Source organism: Bacillus timonensis (assembly GCF_000285535.1).
GTDB classification, from domain to species: Bacteria; Bacillota; Bacilli; order Bacillales; family Bacillaceae_L; genus Ferdinandcohnia; species Ferdinandcohnia timonensis.
Genome location: NZ_HE610986.1, coordinates 148,728 through 164,383, shown reverse-complemented (window position 1 = coordinate 164,383; position 15,656 = coordinate 148,728). Strand labels below are relative to the sequence as shown.

Below are 15,656 nucleotides of genomic sequence, written 5' to 3'. Positions count from 1 at the left end.
TGCTTCCGATTGACAATGTTTCAATCAAACCATGAGCTTGTATCTGATAAAATGATTGGATCTGCGAATTTATTTTCGAAGGCTAAATCTGTTATACCTGGAGGAGTTTCCGCGAACATTAAGTATTTTTCACCTCATCCCATTTTTATGGAGAAAGGAAAAGGAAGTCGCTTAATTGATGTAGATGGGAATGAATATATCGATTATTTATTATGCTACGGAGCACTACTTCTAGGTCACGGTCACCCTGACATTGCCTCTGCTGTTAATAATCAATTTTCATTAGCAGGAACACATGTATTCGGCTCTCCACATCGATTAGAAATCGAGATGGCAAATAAACTTATTTTGTATTTTCCTGGTATTGAGATGGTACGTTTTACGAATTCGGGATTAGAAGCTACTTTACTAGCGATTCGGATAGCGCAAGCCTATACAGGGAAAACAACAATTGCTAAATTTGAGGGGCATTATCATGGAGGCTATAATGAGGTTTTGTTAAGTGTAAACCCTGATATAAATGAAGCAGGTAACGAAAAGAAACCAAATCCTATACCAGAATCGAAAGGGATATCGCCGTATCACGTTGAAAATACAATTATTCTACCTTTTAACGACATAGAGTCAACAGGAGAAATACTACGGCAACACAAAGACGACATTGCAGCGGTTATTATTGAACCTGTTCAAGGTGGATTTATACCAGCTGAAAAGGAGTTTATGGATGGACTTCGGAAGGTAACCAAAGAACTGGGCATTATTTTGATTTTTGACGAGGTAAAAACAGGATTTCGCCTGACACTTGGTGGAGCTCAATCTATTTATGGAATCGAGCCAGATTTAACAGCACTCGGAAAGGTGCTGGGAGGAGGTTTTCCGATTGGAGCGATAGGTGGACTTCGAGATTTAATGGAGACAATGGACCCTTCAAAAGGCGGAGATATTTTATCTGCAGGTGGAAATGCTCCAAAGAAAGAAGATGTTCTATTTCATAGTGGAACTTATAACGGACATCCAATTGTTTTAGCAGCAGGATTAGCGACGATTCGAGTTTTAGAGGGAGAAAATGTGTACCCTGAATTATTACAAAAAACGCAAGCACTCCGATTAAACCTTGAAAAACTGTATGATTCGTATGATATACCTATGCAGACTGTAGGAAGGGGAAGTATTTTTAATATTGTCCATACTAATCATAGGATTAGAAATTACCGTGATTTGTTAAAAGCAGATATGACTCTACGCAGAAAAATAGATGATGTACTTTTAAAACTAGGAATCTATACAAAGCCACTAAATCGGTATTCCATGTCTATTGTGCATACAGAGGAAGATTGTAAAGAAACAGTTAGAATGCATGAAAAGGCGATTCGGATTGTGAAAGGAATACAATAAGAGAATGCAAGAGGTATACCAAAATATAATGAATAAATTATCAGAAATGAGTAAATCACAACGTAAAATTGCAAAGTATGTAATAGAAAACACGGAATCTGTACCATTTTTTACAGTGGGACAGCTAGCTAAGATGGCTGGTGTTAGTGAGGCCACCGTTGTTCGTTTTGCTACATTTCTTGGGTATACTGGGTATCCGGAGTGGCAAAAAGCCATGCAGGATTCTGTTAAAAGACAGCTTACCACAGTTGAACGACTAAAAATTTCAGAGGATATGTATGAGTCAGAGGATAAAGCAGTTTATGAAATGTTTCAGGCAGAAATTAATCGTATTCAAAAGATGGCAGACCAATTTGATATGTCGGCATTTTGTCAAGCTGTTCAAGCAATTATCGGAGCAAAAAGAATCTTCATAGTTGCAAATCGTAGTGCTACTTCACTCGGTTCATTTTTTGAGTTTTATTTAGATTTATTATTCGAAAATACGGAGTTAATAAGGAATCCGAATGGAATTTCCGAAAAATTATTTCGAATCAATGAAGAGGATATTGTAATTGGACTAAGTTTTGCAAGATATACGAGAAACACCATTGAAGCGGTGTCATTTGCCAAAGATAGAGGTGCAACAGTCATTGCGATTACAGATACGAGGCTTTCTCCCTTGATTCCTTATGCGAATATTGTTCTTTGTTCACCAAGTGAGATGCCATCATATATTGATTCATTTGTTGCACCGTTAAGTTTAGTAAATGCATTATTAACAGCAGTTGGTCGTGAAAAGCGGAAAGAAGTCGAAAAGCATCTTACGGATTTAGAGGAAGTGTGGGAGAGGTTTCAAATTTTTCATAAATAAAACGATGTGCTCAAGTTGCGCATCGTTTATTTATGTGTGCTTCTGTAATTTAATCCTATCAAGCGTGTGTGGCGGTTCTTGCATCCACCCTCGATCGACGAGTAAATTAAACCCTTTTGCAGCATATATAAAAATTTCACCAATCGTTTTTGTGTAAAAAGCAACTAAATCAGTCCTCATTGATAAGGACTGGGCGTGTCCAATTAGAGTAATGTCGATGCCGTTGAGAGCATGGAATAGGAAGAGTATAAGTTTATCTGAAAAAGGCGAAACGGTGGACCCTGTTACCTCCATCGGAATAGAAATATTACCCATCAGGTTTTCTTCTTTTAATAAATCATTAATGAAGGTAATTTGTTTTTCAGAAATTTTTTTCCCTTCTTTGATAAATTCGGAAATTTCCTTATCTTTTACGACCTGCAGGAACCCTATGCAAAGAACAATCGCAAAGTAATTACGTTCTATATTAAAAAATAGCTCCGTGATTTCAATGACATTCAATGGTCTTTTTTCACCGATTAATTTCGTTAAATATGACGTTTTCTCTACATAGTGATTTTCAGTAGGATAAACGACTAACGGTGGGCGGTCGTAAATCCCCTTTTCAAGCATTAACTGGGTGGACTCATTATATTGATCCAGTGCGTCTGATAGGCATTTTGAAAAAAATGACCGCACATCTTCCCTAGCAATATTTGACGTAATAAAACTAAAATTGATCATGTTCATTCGACTCATTGAATAAACAAATGTCAAGGAAAATGGATCGTAAAACAAAGGAGGTGCTGATAAATCAATATCCTTATCTGAAAACTCATCTGGTATTGGAATTCTCTCTTCAGAGAAAATCCGCTTAATCTCTTTCATTTGCCCACTATATATATGAAAAGATTTGTTCAATATCGGTTTAATCTCCTCATCCTTTAAATGGTGAAGAAAGTATTTGATCAAACAAACTGTCATACTATCTTGAATAAATGTCGTCCATAATCCACTAATTTCAGCGCTAGATAGACGGATATTTTTTTGTTCCACGAAGCCCCCTCCTCAAAACATCATATAAAGGTAGTATGAATTAAATTCCATTTTCTATTCTTTATCAAAGAGGGTAAGAAACTTTATCCTTTCATGGAAGATAGCAAATCATTAAATTCTTCATTAATCGTATTGATTTCCTCAAAGCCTTTATCCGTTTTGTTTGGATCTCCTGTGGTAATCCCCTCGAGCTGTGTGTTCATGGCTTCCATGTATTTTTCAATGGATGCTTGTACATAACTCCTTAGTTCTTGCAAACTTTCACTACTTGGTTGGTCATCAAGCTCAATTAAGTTATAAATGTACATTGCCTCTTCGTTTGCGATTTGCATCGTTTCAATAGCAGCCTCTAATTCATCATCTTTTTTCATTTCCTCCAAAACCATACCAAGTTCTTCATTCAGTTTGATAAATTTTTGTACATGACTTTGTAAACTTTCTAATAATGCCTGATCTTTCTGTGAAAGATTTTGATCAAGTGTATGATAAAGATCTGATGCAGTATTAGAAGGCGAGGTGCAACCTGCTAAAAATGCTATAAAAAATAGAGATAAAATGATTTTCCGACTCATACTGGACCCCCTAATTACGTATAGTAAAGGATATGAAACTTGTCCAAGTGATATGACTTACGTTTGACAAAGAGGGTCTCTTATATTATCTTGAACTTAAGATATTTTATTTTAGACTATTTTTAATCTGGAAAAAAGCAATATTGGAGGAAATCATAATGAAGCACATTTTCCACGAAGGTAAAGATAAAACAAAACCTACACTTTTGTTATTGCATGGGACAGGAGGAACAGAATCAGATTTATTGCCACTAGCACCACATATTGATGAAAATGCTTCGGTATTAAGTGTACGTGGGAATGTATCTGAAAATGGGATGCCACGCTTTTTCCGCCGCTTAGCTGAAGGTGTTTTTGATATAGAGGATCTTATTTTTCGTACGAAAGAATTAAATGAGTTTCTCGATGAGGCTGCAGCAACCTACTCATTTGAACGAAAGAATATCGTAGCGATTGGATATTCAAATGGTGCTAATATAGCCGCCAGTTTATTGTTCCATTACAAGGATGCTTTAAAAGGGGCTATTCTTCACCATCCAATGGTACCTAGACGAGGAATTGAACTACCAGAGTTAACGGATACACCTGTATTTATTACTGCAGGTAAAAATGACCCAATTTGTCCTGCCCAGGAAACAATTGATCTCCAAGGCCTTTTACAACATGCAAATGCGAATGTCGAGGTCCACTGGGAGAATAATGGACATATGCTAACCGGTACAGAGGTCGCAGCCGCAGCCCAATGGTATCAAAAAAATTTTTCATAAAGATATATCCAAAAGACAGTTCATATTATAGGAACTGTCTTTTTTCGTGCAACAAGAAAAATACCTTTTTGAGGAGTAGATTTAGTTAAATATATCAATCGCGATTTTGTAACACTATAAATTTGGGTTTATCAGAAGACGTTTTGGTGTATGTTTGCTTGTAAAAAAGCCCCTATAATTAGTATTCTAAGGGCTTTCTCTACTAAATTTCCAACGGTCTCAAGTTTGCTTCAATTTCGCTACGCTTTGGCTCTAAAAATGGTGGAAGTGCAAGTCTTTCACCTAATGTTTCCAATGGTTCATCGACATCAAAACCTGGGGTGTCAGTTGAAAGCTCAAATAATATGCCGTTTGGTTCCCTAAAGTACAATGCTTTGAAATAATAGCGATCCACCTTACCAGAGTTTGGTAGCCGAGTTTGTTTAATTTTAGTAAACCATTGCTCATATTCATCTTCATTTGGGATACGAAATGCAACATGGTGCACGCCACCTCGTCCTAAACGTTCCTTTGGTAGATCTGGACGTGTTTCAATGTGAAGCTCAGCGCCGGTTCCACCTTCACCGGTTGCAAACACTAACACATCAGGAAAGTCGCCCGTAAGTGATGGATAGGAGCCAACTTTTCGAAAGCCCATTACATCGGTTATTATTTTTATGGTTGGATCTGCAGTTGAAACGGTTAATGTAACAGGTCCAAGCCCAAGTATGGCGTGTTCTGTTGGAATGCCTTCAATCACCCATGGCTCATTAGCAGCAATACCAGCCTCTCCGTTATCCCCAACAAGAATAAGCCTTGTACCTTCAAAATCTTGAAAGGCTAGAGTATCACGCCCAGCTCGTTTTGTAATTTCTTCTGAAGATATCCCAAAATCGGCCAATCGCTGCTTCCAAAAATGTAAGGAATCAGTAGTCTTTACCCTTAATGAAGTAGATGAAATACTTGATACTCCTGGATGGGTTCTTCCTAACCCAGGTATATCAAAAAAGGTGATTTCCGTTCCCGGATTTCCTTTCGCATCCCCATAAAATAAATGGTAGGATTGGGTATTATCTTGGTTAACAGTTTTCTTGATAAGGCGCAACCCTAAAATTTTTGTATAAAACTCAAAATTCCGCTCAGCTTTCCCTGTTAAAAGCGAAACATGATGTAAACCTATTAATTGCATGATAGTTTCCCCCTTTGAAAATACACTACTTTCAATTATCTTGAATTCAAGATAATTATAACACAAAAAATATGATATCGAAAAGGTCAAGGTAAAACCTTGACCCGATTATTATTTCTTTTTCTTCTTTTGGACGTTTTGCTTTTCTGCTTCTACTTCTGTATAGGAAGCAAATTCAACGAGTTCTTCGCTGATTCTGTTCCCTTTTTTTACATTATTGTTTCGCTGTGCATTTGCATTCCCACGTTTTGTTCTGCCCAATACGTTCATCTCCCTTTGAGAAAATCGTGGCGTCAGCCAGAGGCTTAAACTTTCATTTTGTAGTATGAGTAGTTTGATTTCTTTTCATGTAAAGAGTGGAGTAGGAAAATTAGCCAAAAAATACCCCCCAATTGTATGGGGGTATTTTGAGGTAGAAGAAAACTAGCGATTTTTGTTAGCTTGGGATTGTTGGTTCTGTTTACGAACCTCAGCAACATCCGTTTCGCTAGCAAATTCAGTACTGAAAGAGGAACCGGTTGAAGTGAATTGTTGTTGCCCAACAGATTGTTGGACTTGCTGTGCGGTCTGCTCTATCTGATTTAACTGCTGAGCAGCATTCAATTCACGTCCTGCAAATCCAGGGGAAGACTGCTGCACTTGTGATGAGCTTTGTTGGAATTGCTGAGCATTCATTTGCTCAGTTTGTGCCAACTGCTTGGCAGTTTGTCTTATTTGGTTTAATGCAGCTTGAGCCTGTGCTGGAATTTGCTGATTGTTGTTGTTTTGCATTCGGAACCCTCCCAGACGAATTTTTTTGGATCTTTAAATGGATGACTCTCCTTTAAAAATCCTTTCTTAATTTGTGTAAAAATGCGAGCTCCTATGAGTTGAAAAAAATGCAATAGATGTGATTTTTTACAATGACTCGGAATTGCGCATTTGTGCGAACAAAGAAATTGCACGAGACTGAGGGATTTTTGTTGATGCTCTTTAAAAAAGGTGTTTGCGCTTTTTTTGTTGTTCATTTCAACCTCCCCATTATATAATTCAAATAGTGGGGAGAGGTGATTTGAATGAAACGAATCGATTTTTGGGGTCGAGACGAGTATGACGAAAGACTACTTGAAGAAGTTTTAAGAGGTGTGAAAACGGTCACCTGTACTCCAAAGGTTTGGTATGATCAATTGCCAGACGAGGAAAAGGCAGAAATAGGCGATATCATACAAGTTTTTACAAAGCGGAATGAACATAAAGCAAATATCCAAATTACCGATTTTTACGAAATTCGATTTGGTGAAATTCAAGGTGAAGTTGGAAATAGAATCGCAAAAGGCGAAAATTCTACTTTGGATGAGTTTATAGAGGACCATATCTTTAGCTGGGAAAAACCGTTAAAAATAGATGGTTATGAACTTAACGAAGATACTCTTATTATAGTCGAACATTTTAAAATTACGGACATCTTTACGGATGTTAAAATAGATTTACACCTTGTCCCAATGTCAGAATCTGAACGATATAAGGTAGCCAATTGGACGGATTTTGAATTATTTGGAGAGGCGACAGATTACTTTTACTCCGTATATAAAGAAAAGGAATTTGTGGCATTTGTCCGTTTTCGCCAAAATGGTTTAGGCACCTATATGTATTATAAAGTGAATCCTGTTTTTGAAGGCCAGATTGACGAAAAACTCTTGATTTTAAAAGCGGAAAAGTATGCCAAGGAAAATTTATTGGCAACAAATCTGATTCATGAATGGAGTAGCATTTACACATACCATAAATAGAACTTTTAGACGTTTTGCAAAAAATAAACTTGCAAGCGTCTTTTTTCTTGTCCCGTCAGAAAATCGATTTGACATTCGAATACCTGTAATTGTAAAATCGGGAGACGTGGGTACAGGATCCATATTCCGCGTAATCGAGAAAACAGCCGGGACGCAAGGGATTGTTTCTCAAGTCCCAAAAGGGAGAAGTGTAATGAAACAGGTTTATTTCGTTCTAATTCTAGTATTTCTGATGACAACACTTTCACCTTTTCAAGCTTTTGCTGAAAACTCTCAGTCAAACGAGGCACCTGTGATAAAGAGTGATGCTGTCATATTACTAGACGCAAATACAGGTTCAATTTTATACGAAAAAAATAGTCATACACAAATGTATCCAGCAAGTTTAACGAAAATGGCAACGGCCATTTATGCGATAGAAAAAGGAAATCTAGACGATATAGTGACAGTTAGTGCGCATGCCTATGAAACCGAAGGAACTCGCGTTTACCTGGAAGAAGGAGAAAAAGTTACCTTAAAACACTTAATTCAAGGTTTACTCATCAATTCTGGGAACGATGCTGGTGTTGCTATCGCGGAACATCTAGATGGGAGTATAGAAGCTTTTTCTGATTCAATTAATACGTATTTAAAAAAAGAAATTGGCGTAGAACAAACCCGTTTTTCAAATCCTCATGGTCTTTTTGATGAAAACCATTATACAACAGCATATGACCTCGCTTTAATTACAAAATATGCGTTAAAGAATCCCGTTTTCTGTGAAATTTTTGGAACGAAAGAGTTAGCCTGGGATGGTGAGACTTGGGATACAACCCTTTATAGCCATCATTTATTGCTAAGAGGTGAAATCCCATATGAAGGAATCACTGGTGGAAAAACAGGTTTTGTCCAGGAATCCCGTTACACGCTTTCAACTTCTGCCAAACAAGGCGAAATGTCTTTAATTGCAATTGTCTTAAAAGCAGATCAAAATGAAGTTGCGTATGAGGATACAGTTGAACTATTAGATTACGGCTTTGATAATTTTGAGGTAAAAGAAGTAGCAGCAGAAAAAGCTTTTATTAATGAGCAAAACGAAAGCTACCATCTGAATAAGCCACTTAAGTACACAAAAAAGAAAACGAAGATGTTCAAATAGCGTTGAATGATGGCGGTGTCCTACAGGTAGTAGGGGATGACGGGCGACAACTTGCATCGAAGCAACTCAAGATGGACATTCCAAAGGAAGCAATGGGTACCCGATCTGAAATCAATCCCGCTGATTTAGAAAAAAAGAATCCATTACCTGCAATTCTTATTGTTGCTTTTTTTAGTGTAGGTCTTATCTACCTTCGAAAAACAATAAAAAACATGAAAAGAAGCACTTAGACAATATAAGTAGTTCGGTTGTGAAATAGAATTACGGAATTCATGGTCAATATCAAGCTAAATCACATACGTATAGACAATAAAATGACACAGACAAACGCAGAGGTTTTTCAACCTCTGCGTTTTTATCATCTAATGTCATGATGCAAAACAACTAAGTAAGTTAAGCGGAAATTTTTTGGTTAAAAGCAGAAAGAAGCTTTTTTGGGGGAGAAATAAGCGGAGGCTTTCCGACTACATAATTCAAAATCCCCCGCTTTTGAATTTTTCGAGTCAATAGGCGGAATCTATCCGCTTATTTAAGACTATTTAGTGATAATTACAAATTAAGAGGAATTTAGCCGTTTATTTATCGGCTCGGTTTCTTAACCTAAGCTTTTCTATGAAAACACAATATGTTTTTGACCTAGATAATTTGTAATCGTGTAGAGCCCTGTTCCTAGCAAAACAGCGACCTCATTTGTGTGTGTGGTGAAAAGGAATTCCGCCGCCAACTTACTTATTGAAAAAGATAGAAAGTAGCAAGAGAAAATGACCGCTATAAACAAAGGGATACTTCTCGCAAACGAGGTTTTGCTACCAAAGGTAAAACGTCTGTTTAGGACGTAGCTTACGGTTGCGCCAATGGAATTTCCAAGAAACGTTGAAAGCCAATAGGAGAGGCCAACTACGTGTAGCAACAAAAAAATGCTCAGAAGCCCGACAAACGTGTTCATGAGACCCACCAGCAAAAAACGAAAAAACGCATTAGTTGGTTTCAGATAATGGGTTGTAATCAATCAATATTCCACCTTCTTCCGGTGTAACAGGCTCTTCTTTTGGTACCCCCAGATTATAGGTATCCACATCCACTACGAACTTTGGTCGCCGTTTTGTTTCCTTATAAATTTTCCCAATGTATTCACCGATAAATCCTAAAGCAATCAACTGAAGGCCACCGATTAACCAAATCGATGTAATCATAGACGTCCAGCCTGTCTGGGTTTGTCCACTAAACTTCAAATAAAAAAAGTACCCACCAAACAGAAGACTGACAAAAAAGGAGAGAAAGCCCATCAACGAGATTAGGCGAATCGGTGTGACACTAAAGGATGTAATCCCGTCAAGGGCAAACGAAAGCATTTTCCGTAATGGGTATTTCGTGACTCCTGCCATCCGTTCCTTTCTGTCATAAAAAACGGATGTTGAGTGAAACCCAACAAGAGGAACAACCCCTCTTAAAAACAAATTGCTTTCATCAAATTGCTCAAGAGCTTCAACGGCACGTCTACTCATTAAGCGGAAATCAGCATGATTATAAACAAGGTTTACCCCCATGATTTTCATTAACCTGTAAAATGCTTGTGCAGTATGCTTCTTAAAAAAAGTATCGGTCTTTCTTTCTCTTCGTACTCCATATACAACTTCATAACCTTCAGAATAACGGATTAAAAATTCACGGATTACTTCAATATCGTCCTGTAAATCGGCATCAATCGAGACGAGACAGTCTGATTGATCTTTTGCTGTAAACAAACCAGCAAGCAAGGCATTTTGGTGACCTACATTTCTGGCGAGTTTAAGCCCTTTGATTTTACTGTCTTTAAGGCTTTGTTTATAAATAATCGACCATGTTTGGTCCTTGCTTCCATCATCGACAAATAAGAGTTTACTTTTTTCAGAAATGAGATTGTTCGAGACAAGTTCATCCAGAAGAATACTTAATTGCTTCATCGTTTCAGGAAGAACTTCTTCTTCATTGTAGCAAGGGACAACTATGGTAAGTAATGGTGCATTCATGATGAATCCCCCTAGAAAGATTTTTTAATGAAAGTAAGGAAACTCGAATGAGTAATGTAACAGTTTATAGCTTGCTCACATTTTTAATGCTCAAAAGATACCCGATAAAGATAAATCCTCCATGCGGATTCCGGTGAATCAAAAGTGTCTTCTAGTACAAGGTCATTCTTTGCGGCATTTTTAATAGGCACAGATGAAATAATATATCTTCCTCCCATTTCGTAAAATGCCTGCATATTTAGTTCCATATTCTTAATTTCTTTTTTCGAGGTCTTTTTAAACATATAATGCTTTCCAAGTTCATCTAAAAAGATGTAGCATCTGCCGCCCCATTCATCAAAATATTCTCTGAGTTTTTTATCCTTTTTCAATTCCTTGGTGATAATTTCACGAAACTGATGTTTATAGGAAAGTGGATAAAAATTATTATACGTATCGAGTGTATAGAACCCATTAAACTGAGCAATAGCCGGATGTAGGCCAATACTAGCAACACGATAATCCTCTTGGGGCAAACCAATGTACGTTTTGATTTCCGCGAATTGTTTTTCTGCAAAAAACTGTTGGAAAGAGGGTTTCTTTTTATACACAATTTCCTCATTAAAGGAGGCGACCATGACTAATTGTGCTACCAGGAAAATTAAGCTTGCCCGCTTCCAACCAGGTTTGTATTCCCATAGGATTTTTAAGGATAGAGCAAATAATGCGTAAATGACCATCGGCCTAAGAAAGTGGTATCTTGCAAAATTAAAGGTATTTAGAAAGTGGAACCGCTCGGTTAAAGGTGCCCATCCCTTATAAAACCAAAATGCATACCAAATCGATAAACCAGCATTTAATAAATGTAAAAAAAGAAAGACCTTTTCTTGTCTCCATTGTTTGTGGAAAATTACAATGTTCAGGGCTAGTAGGCTGACAGGCAAAATAATTAAGCCATGTACACTCATTACATGGGTATGGCCGAGAACATAATTTTTTAAGGATAGTCGCAGTGCACGTAGAAAAGATAATCGTGCATGAAAATATTCATCACGACTATTCGGTTCATCCATGAAGAGAAAGGAGTAAACAAGTCTGTATTCAACGGCCATAAAAATAAATGTGAAATAGATGAGTGCCCATAAAAAGCGAAGGTTCCACCCCTTGCCACGTAGACAATCAATGATCCATACAATACCCATTGCACTGATAAAAAAGAAAAAACCAAGGACAATGCTAGCATAGAGTGGGAGTAAGGTCAGTGTAATCCAATTCCACCATGACCTTTCACCAGCACGAATGTTGAGAAGTGCCCAAAGTGCTAATGGCATTCCAAGCGTACTTAGCATTCCCGATGGCCAGAATGGTGTAAGTGCAAATGCCAACGAAACTCCGACACGAATCCAAGCCCATTCATTTCGTGTAAGTAAATGCTTTTTTAACAATAAAAACATGCCAAGGAATGCAAAGATTCTTGTAAGAAATTGGCTTATACCATAGGCAATCATCGGTGGAAAAAAGACATGTAACCATACAATCAGACTAAATTCTGTACCAAACGCACCTCTTTGGAGATTGCCATTCATAATTTGGGGGATGGTTGCATCGACTGAACCAAGCATTTGATTACTTTGTGCAAGAACCCGATACCATGCGAGATTTGAATCCAAGTTGTCATGAACTCGTATATGAGCATCTTCTCCTAGAATAAAGTAGGGAGATACAAAAATGATAATGAGTAGGAGGGCTGCTACGATAAGACGATACTCGCTTCGATGTAGAGTTCTAGTTTGAGACAATGTCCTCCCTCCAATAACAAACTTCCATTTTTGGAATTCCATTTTTTATCGTATCCATTAACGTATGTAATATGAATGGAAAAAGAAAAAAGTGGGAGAATCCCCACTTTTTAATCAAGAAGCCTTCCCTTGTTTTGCTTGTTGGAGGGCTTGAACAATATCAATTAACCCTTCTCCAAAATAAATATCTTTACCAGCCTTTCCAAGGTCAAGGCTTGTTCCTTTGATAATATCCATAATTTCTTTATTTGAAAGGTTTGGGTTGATGGAACGCATTAAGGCTGCAAGAGCGGCAACATGTGGTGCTGCCATTGAAGTCCCTGATAATGCTGCATATTGCTCATCAATATAGGTACTTGGTATCGTCACACCAGGTGCCGCTATGTCGATATAGTCGCCATAATTCGAAAAATCAGCTTTTTCTCCATTTAAGTCAACGGCGGCAACACTTAATACTTGTGGATATGCCGACGGGTAACTTGGTTGGCTTGAATTGTCATTGCCAGATGCAGCGACCATAACAACGTCATGTCTGTATGCATAATCAACGGCTTGTTTTAATAATTTTGAGCCTTGGTAGTTGCCAAGACTTAGGTTTATGACATCGGCACCATGATCAGTTGCCCAAATGATGCCTCGAGCAATGTCAAAGGTTGACCCATAACCATCAGCACCCATTACTTTAACTGGCATAATGGGATTAAACCATGTGAGTCCTGCAGTCCCTTGATGATTGTTCGTTTGCGAAGCAATAATCCCTGCCACATGTGTACCATGTCCGTTGTCATCATCCGGGACATTATTATCCTTTAGAATGTTATATCCACCTGAAATTCGATTAACAAGGTCAGGATGATCAAGGTCTACTCCAGTATCAACAATCGCAATTTTTACCTTATCAGAACCTTGAGTTATTCCCCAGCCATTTTCTGAGTCAATCATACGTAAATTCCACTGAAAGTCATTGTATAGAAGGTCATTCGGGTGTTGTTGATTTTGCATTAAAATGTAATTTGGTTCTGCAAACTCAACATCCTTCCTTTTATCGAAATACGAAATCATCTCAGGTGTCTTCATGTTATCTGATTCAAAAATGTAAGTTGAATCAAGCTTACGTAAAAGTTTTCCATCTATATCTTTTTCAATTTGGTTTATTTCCGCTTGTGTTAAATGTTTTTTAAAATCAACGATGACCTGATGGTGATGGTAATGGCTTTTGTCCTTTCCATTATGGTCAATAACGTCGATTTCTTCATGAGTATCTAATTGCTTTTGGACTTTATTATATAAGTGAATCGAGTCCACATTCATAATTTGGGGAGAGGTATCAATCGTTTCGTTTCCTAATTGGATGGGAGCATTAGGAGTAGAAGACATTTTTGATTTATCTTGAGCCCCATTATCGAATAGTGAAAAAGAAACAAATAGGGTTAGTCCAATTGTAATGGCTAATGCGACAATCGCAATCCTCTTTTTATTCCACATTAATATCACCTCAATCACACTTTTCTTTTAGTATCTTGCCTTACACTTCATTTCATGCCTCACCTTTATTCCAATTTTGCATTTAAATAGAAATTGCATGCATAAATTCCATACATTTCAAGGAATAACTAACAAGAGGAAGAAGTGGAAAAAATGGCCTTTTGAATATCCACAAGTAAGGAAAAAGGAGATAAAAATGGCGAATTGGTTTAAAAAAGAACATAAAAAACCTCGATTAACTGAAGAAACCTATCAAACCTTTCGAAAATCAGAAGACTTTATTTGTCAATTCAATAGCCAAGCGATTCGCCCATACTGGATTTGTTATCAGCGCAATATCATTGATACCAAAACCCTTAATGAACAAATTTTGCCTTATTTGCTCTATGCTAAAATCTATTCCATTCGAGAACTTCAAGGAATTATCCCAAATAAAGAGATAATCATTACGAAAAAGACGGGAGAAATCGAGAATAAGCTATTACAAGGTAGTATCATGATTCAATTTCATAAAAATGATAGTGAATGTGCCTTAATAGACGCTGTGAAATTTGAAAAAAGATCTGTCAACTCGCCTGAAGTGGAATTCAGTGTGAATGGTCCAAAAGAGGCATTCGTTGAGTCCCTTGATACGAATTTAAACCTCATTCGAAAACGATTGCCAGTTCCTGAATTACGTGTGAAGGAACTAACTGTAGGTAAGCTTTCAAAGACAAAAGTAGCAGTACTTTATATAGAAGATATTGTTGAAAAGGAAAATGTACAAACGGTTTTACAAAGGATTAGTGATGTTGAATTTGATTCAATTAGTGATAGCTCCTTTATTTCACAAATGATTATTGATAATACGTACTCACCGTTTCCACAAATGCTAGAAACGGAAAGACCTGACCGTGTTGCATCTGTATTAGTAGAGGGGAAAATTGCCATTCTATCTGAGGGTTCACCACAAGCTGTTATATCACCAACAACCCTTGTTGAATTTTTCTCATCGTTTGAAGACTATTTCATGAATTGGTACATTGCTTCATTTGTTCGGATGCTTCGACTTTTTTCAGTTATCTTTTCGATATTGATTACACCAATCTATGTAGCGGTTCTTACCTATCATCATGAATTAATTCCGCGGGATTTATTGGCAACCTTAGTAATCTCAAGACGTGAGGTTCCATTACCCCCGATTTTAGAGGCTTTGTTTTTGGAAATAACCATTGAGTTACTACGGGAGGCTGGGGCAAGATTGCCTGCCAAGGTTGGACAAACAATCGGTATCGTGGGTGGTATCGTAATTGGAACGGCATCCGTTGAAGCAGGACTAACGAGTAATGTTTTATTGATTATGATTGCACTTGCTGCACTCGCATCATTTACAACACCTGTTTATACAATGGGTAACACAATCCGTATCATTCGGTTTCCTTTTCTACTTTTTGCGCAGCTATGGGGATTATTAGGAATTGTTTTATGTTTTTGTTTTTTAATGACCCATTTAATTCGCTTAACATCCTTAGGTCGGCCATTTCTAGAACCGATTTATCCAATCCGTGTAAGAGATTTAAGGGATGCTTTTGTTCGATTACCATATTCTCAACTAGCAAAGCGTCCGGTATATGTTCGTCCTGAAGACACAAACCGTTTTAATCGCAAAAAAGCGGAGGCGAAAAAAGATATTGACGAGTAATCCGAG

At 37.4% G+C, this 15,656-nt stretch carries 16 protein-coding genes; 7 read left to right on the top strand and 9 right to left on the bottom strand.

Annotated elements, in window-relative coordinates; translation table 11 throughout:
• The first annotated feature begins 15 nt into the window (after positions 1 to 15).
• Together BTHG_RS09355 and BTHG_RS09350 are read left to right on the top strand one after the other, a co-directional pair.
• A complete protein-coding gene (locus BTHG_RS09355; protein WP_042341788.1) occupies positions 16 to 1,395 on the top strand; it encodes an aspartate aminotransferase family protein in 1,380 nt (459 codons plus the stop codon).
• A 28-nt stretch (positions 1,396 to 1,423) separates the two neighbouring features.
• The gene (locus tag BTHG_RS09350) at positions 1,424 to 2,248 is read left to right on the top strand and encodes a MurR/RpiR family transcriptional regulator (protein WP_232284446.1); all 825 of its coding nucleotides are present in this window, start codon (positions 1,424 to 1,426) and stop codon (positions 2,246 to 2,248) included.
• A gap of 30 nt (positions 2,249 to 2,278) precedes the next feature.
• Here the strand turns inward: BTHG_RS09350 and BTHG_RS09345 are convergent, their stop codons facing one another.
• Together BTHG_RS09345 and BTHG_RS09340 are read right to left on the bottom strand one after the other, a co-directional pair.
• On the bottom strand, positions 2,279 to 3,283 hold the full coding sequence (locus BTHG_RS09345; protein ID WP_010676492.1) for a DUF3231 family protein: 1,005 nt from the start codon (positions 3,281 to 3,283) through the stop codon (positions 2,279 to 2,281).
• 83 nt (positions 3,284 to 3,366) lie between these two features.
• Positions 3,367 to 3,855, bottom strand: a complete 489-nt coding sequence (locus tag BTHG_RS09340; protein WP_010676491.1) for a hypothetical protein — start codon at positions 3,853 to 3,855, stop codon at positions 3,367 to 3,369.
• 158 nt (positions 3,856 to 4,013) lie between these two features.
• Here BTHG_RS09340 and BTHG_RS09335 point away from each other — a divergent pair, with 158 nt between their 5' ends.
• Positions 4,014 to 4,622: an alpha/beta hydrolase gene (locus BTHG_RS09335; protein WP_010676490.1), complete on the top strand. Its 609-nt coding sequence runs from the start codon at positions 4,014 to 4,016 to the stop codon at positions 4,620 to 4,622.
• 202 nt (positions 4,623 to 4,824) lie between these two features.
• Here the strand turns inward: BTHG_RS09335 and BTHG_RS09330 are convergent, their stop codons facing one another.
• From BTHG_RS09330 to BTHG_RS25755, 3 genes are all read right to left on the bottom strand, one after another.
• Positions 4,825 to 5,790, bottom strand: coding sequence for a ring-cleaving dioxygenase (locus BTHG_RS09330; RefSeq protein WP_010676489.1), 966 nt, complete (start codon positions 5,788 to 5,790; stop codon positions 4,825 to 4,827).
• 111 nt (positions 5,791 to 5,901) lie between these two features.
• Entirely contained in the window at positions 5,902 to 6,051 is a 150-nt protein-coding gene (locus BTHG_RS27060; protein ID WP_165439141.1) for a hypothetical protein, read from the bottom strand.
• A gap of 162 nt (positions 6,052 to 6,213) precedes the next feature.
• Entirely contained in the window at positions 6,214 to 6,561 is a 348-nt protein-coding gene (locus BTHG_RS25755) for a gamma-type small acid-soluble spore protein (RefSeq protein WP_010676488.1), read from the bottom strand.
• Between the two features lie 284 nt (positions 6,562 to 6,845).
• On the opposite strand from BTHG_RS25755, the gene BTHG_RS09315 reads away from it, so the two are divergent.
• The 3 genes from BTHG_RS09315 to BTHG_RS25750 all read left to right on the top strand — a co-directional run bounded on the left by BTHG_RS09315 (position 6,846) and on the right by BTHG_RS25750 (position 8,927).
• Complete coding sequence (locus BTHG_RS09315) at positions 6,846 to 7,559, top strand: ASCH domain-containing protein (protein ID WP_010676487.1); 714 nt, start codon at positions 6,846 to 6,848, stop codon at positions 7,557 to 7,559.
• A 193-nt stretch (positions 7,560 to 7,752) separates the two neighbouring features.
• Positions 7,753 to 8,697: a D-alanyl-D-alanine carboxypeptidase family protein gene (locus BTHG_RS24595; RefSeq protein WP_148361189.1), complete on the top strand. Its 945-nt coding sequence runs from the start codon at positions 7,753 to 7,755 to the stop codon at positions 8,695 to 8,697.
• Positions 8,698 to 8,699: 2 nt separating this feature from the next.
• Positions 8,700 to 8,927: a hypothetical protein gene (locus tag BTHG_RS25750; protein ID WP_010676485.1), complete on the top strand. Its 228-nt coding sequence runs from the start codon at positions 8,700 to 8,702 to the stop codon at positions 8,925 to 8,927.
• Between the two features lie 380 nt (positions 8,928 to 9,307).
• Here the strand turns inward: BTHG_RS25750 and BTHG_RS09300 are convergent, their stop codons facing one another.
• From BTHG_RS09300 to BTHG_RS09280, 4 genes are all read right to left on the bottom strand, one after another.
• On the bottom strand, positions 9,308 to 9,643 hold the full coding sequence (locus BTHG_RS09300) for a GtrA family protein (protein ID WP_232284445.1): 336 nt from the start codon (positions 9,641 to 9,643) through the stop codon (positions 9,308 to 9,310).
• Between the two features lie 31 nt (positions 9,644 to 9,674).
• A complete protein-coding gene (locus BTHG_RS09295) occupies positions 9,675 to 10,706 on the bottom strand; it encodes a glycosyltransferase family 2 protein (RefSeq protein ID WP_010676483.1) in 1,032 nt (343 codons plus the stop codon).
• A gap of 83 nt (positions 10,707 to 10,789) precedes the next feature.
• The gene (locus BTHG_RS09290; protein WP_010676482.1) at positions 10,790 to 12,484 is read right to left on the bottom strand and encodes a DUF6044 family protein; all 1,695 of its coding nucleotides are present in this window, start codon (positions 12,482 to 12,484) and stop codon (positions 10,790 to 10,792) included.
• Between the two features lie 114 nt (positions 12,485 to 12,598).
• On the bottom strand, positions 12,599 to 13,969 hold the full coding sequence (locus BTHG_RS09280; protein WP_010676481.1) for a S8 family peptidase: 1,371 nt from the start codon (positions 13,967 to 13,969) through the stop codon (positions 12,599 to 12,601).
• Between the two features lie 196 nt (positions 13,970 to 14,165).
• Between BTHG_RS09280 and BTHG_RS09275 the strand changes: the two genes are divergently transcribed.
• The gene (locus tag BTHG_RS09275; RefSeq protein WP_010676480.1) at positions 14,166 to 15,650 is read left to right on the top strand and encodes a spore germination protein; all 1,485 of its coding nucleotides are present in this window, start codon (positions 14,166 to 14,168) and stop codon (positions 15,648 to 15,650) included.
• Positions 15,651 to 15,656 lie beyond the last annotated feature (6 nt).

Excerpts from the sequence above, each read along its gene's own strand:
- BTHG_RS09355 (WP_042341788.1), top strand. The coding sequence starts at position 16 with ATGTTTCAATCAAACCATGAGCTTGTATCTGATAAAATGATTGGATCT.
- BTHG_RS09350 (WP_232284446.1), top strand. The coding sequence starts at position 1,424 with ATGAATAAATTATCAGAAATGAGTAAATCACAACGTAAAATTGCAAAG.
- BTHG_RS09340 (WP_010676491.1), bottom strand. The coding sequence starts at position 3,855 with ATGAGTCGGAAAATCATTTTATCTCTATTTTTTATAGCATTTTTAGCA.
- BTHG_RS09335 (WP_010676490.1), top strand. The coding sequence starts at position 4,014 with ATGAAGCACATTTTCCACGAAGGTAAAGATAAAACAAAACCTACACTT.
- BTHG_RS09330 (WP_010676489.1), bottom strand. The coding sequence starts at position 5,790 with ATGCAATTAATAGGTTTACATCATGTTTCGCTTTTAACAGGGAAAGCT.
- BTHG_RS25755 (WP_010676488.1), bottom strand. The coding sequence starts at position 6,561 with ATGCAAAACAACAACAATCAGCAAATTCCAGCACAGGCTCAAGCTGCA.
- BTHG_RS09315 (WP_010676487.1), top strand. The coding sequence starts at position 6,846 with ATGAAACGAATCGATTTTTGGGGTCGAGACGAGTATGACGAAAGACTA.
- BTHG_RS24595 (WP_148361189.1), top strand. The coding sequence starts at position 7,753 with ATGAAACAGGTTTATTTCGTTCTAATTCTAGTATTTCTGATGACAACA.
- BTHG_RS09300 (WP_232284445.1), bottom strand. The coding sequence starts at position 9,643 with ATGAACACGTTTGTCGGGCTTCTGAGCATTTTTTTGTTGCTACACGTA.
- BTHG_RS09295 (WP_010676483.1), bottom strand. The coding sequence starts at position 10,706 with ATGAATGCACCATTACTTACCATAGTTGTCCCTTGCTACAATGAAGAA.
- BTHG_RS09280 (WP_010676481.1), bottom strand. The coding sequence starts at position 13,969 with ATGTGGAATAAAAAGAGGATTGCGATTGTCGCATTAGCCATTACAATT.
- BTHG_RS09275 (WP_010676480.1), top strand. The coding sequence starts at position 14,166 with ATGGCGAATTGGTTTAAAAAAGAACATAAAAAACCTCGATTAACTGAA.